The following is a 2,134-nucleotide window of genomic DNA, read 5'->3' as shown; positions in this document are numbered from 1 at the left end:
CAATAAGGTCAGATTCTCGACATTGGGAGAGAGGCTCTGGAGGTCAATCGAAATGCTAGCTAGAACCAAGTCGATGCCTTCATCAGGTTCCTCTTCGACTGTGTCACCAACATCACCAATCACATAGATATCGTTGCCAGGACCACCCACCATGCGATCGACACCGGGCCCGCCATCTAGGTAGTCATTGCCCTCACCACCAAAGAGGCTGTCGTTGCCACGACCACCGAAGAGCTGATCGTTGCCTAGGGTGCCTAACAGCAGGTCATCTCCATCATTGCCAGAGAGTTGATCGTTGCCGCTGCCGCCTAGCAACACGTCGTTGCCGTTGCCGCCTTCTAGGATATCGTCGCCTTCACTACCGTCTAGGGTATCGTTGCCTTCGCCACCTAAGAGGCGATCGTCACCGGCACCTCCATACAGCGTATCGTTGCCATCCTCACCGAAGATAGCGTCACCACCGCCCAACCCAAAGATAATGTCATCTCCGGGAGTGCCTGTCAGAATCTCACCATTCTCTGTGCCGATAAACTCTGCCACAACTCATGACCTTCCTGAGAATTCAGTATGGTTAAGTACATTCAATACCTGATTGGCGATCGCCCTCATCCATGACAGATGACAGCTGCTCAATCATGGCTAAGCCATCTTCACGGCTTAGGAACGAAGTCTAGATCAGAACTGACGCAGTTGGACGATATTGATTTGAAGACTTTGTGTTGAATGATCGTTCAGTCTTGCGTCAGTTCTGTAGATGCTGTTGATGTTTTATCTATGCGAGCTTAATGTGCCCAAACGGCTTCCCATCGCTAACACAAGGGTGAGATTTAGGATAGCCTTGCACTCCCTAGATTAATCACCAGAACGACGTAGGCGTTGGGTAATCCGGCCAACCACCATGTCAAATTCCGGGATACCCAATCGACTGGCGATCGCTCCAAATCCTGCTAAACCCATCGATCCGGCGACGCAAAGCTGGAAGACCTGAATGAAAAATCCCTCGGTACCCAGCAGTTCTTCTAACCCCCAACGACTCCCCCAACATAGTCCTGCCGCCACCGTGCTGGCTCCCACCAATCCTAGAAAGGGCAGACTCCAGGTTTGCCAAGGCAGACCATCTAGGCGGCGATCCAGCAGCCACAAAAACATCACCATGGAGACGAGGTTGACTCCCACGGTTGCTAGCACAAGTCCCGGCGCACCAAAGGCTTGAATCAGCCAGTAGTCGAGCAGGGCATTCAGAAAAATGTTGAAAATACTCACCCGAAAGGGCGTATCGCCGTCGCCAAGAGCGTAGAACACCCGCACTAAGACATCTCGCCCTAGGTAAACAAACATACCGAGACCGTAGGCGATCAAGACGGACGTCACCAACCGGGAGGCGCTTTGGTCAAAGGCGTAGCGTTCGTAGACGACCCGCACAATGGGAAAGGCCAGGGTCATCATCAGCGCACTCAGGGGCAGCATGGTGACGGCGGTGAGCATCATGCCTTGGCCAATGCGCTGCTTAAATTCCGTGCGGCTTTCGATGCCGGATAACCGGGACAGGATGGGTAAAAAGGGCACCAAAATCACGTTGGAGATGATGCCGAGGGGCGTTTGCACCAGCAGGTTGGCATAGCCGAGGGCGGCAGCGGCTTGGGGGAGGTAGGAGGCAAAGAAGAGGTCGGTATAGACATTGATCTGCATCATGCCGGAGGAAAAGGTAGCCGGCATCAGGATGCGGATGATGTCTTGGACACCAGGACGACGAATATTGAAGCGTAGCCGCAGTCGCCCTAGGCCCGATCGCCATTGGGCCGGCACCTGCACTAGCCACTGCAGCACAGCCCCCGCTAGGGTACCCCAGGCTAAAACCATGCCCCCGAGTACGGCATTCTCAGGATCGGTGACGGCGCTACCCAGGTGGAGAACGAGTAATCCTAAACCGCCTAGGAGGGCGACGCTGGAAAAGATGGGGCTGATGGAGGGCAGCCAATATTGATCGGCGGCGTTGAGGGTGCCAAAGCCAATGCCAATCAGACCGGCAAGCAGGGCCATGGGAGCCATAATCCGCAGTTGCTGGATGGCGATCGCTCGAATTTCTAACCCTTCTGGTGATTGATTCAGTCCTGGAGCCACCAGGTCAATCAAC

At 54.5% G+C, this 2,134-nt stretch carries 2 protein-coding genes; both read right to left on the bottom strand.

The genetic code is table 11. The annotated features are described in order from the left end of the window. Positions 1-540: calcium-binding protein (locus tag V6D20_16970; protein HEY9817473.1), on the bottom strand; the 540-nt coding region annotated here is incomplete at its 3' end. 312 nt (positions 541-852) lie between these two features. Then, positions 853-2,134: murein biosynthesis integral membrane protein MurJ (gene murJ, locus V6D20_16965; GenBank protein ID HEY9817472.1), on the bottom strand; the 1,282-nt coding region annotated here is incomplete at its 5' end.

The sequence above is a fragment of the Candidatus Obscuribacterales bacterium genome (assembly GCA_036703605.1).
GTDB lineage: Bacteria > Cyanobacteriota > Cyanobacteriia > RECH01 > RECH01 > RECH01.
The sequence above is the reverse complement of the archived record's forward strand: the minus strand, read 5'-3'. Positions and strand labels throughout refer to the sequence as shown.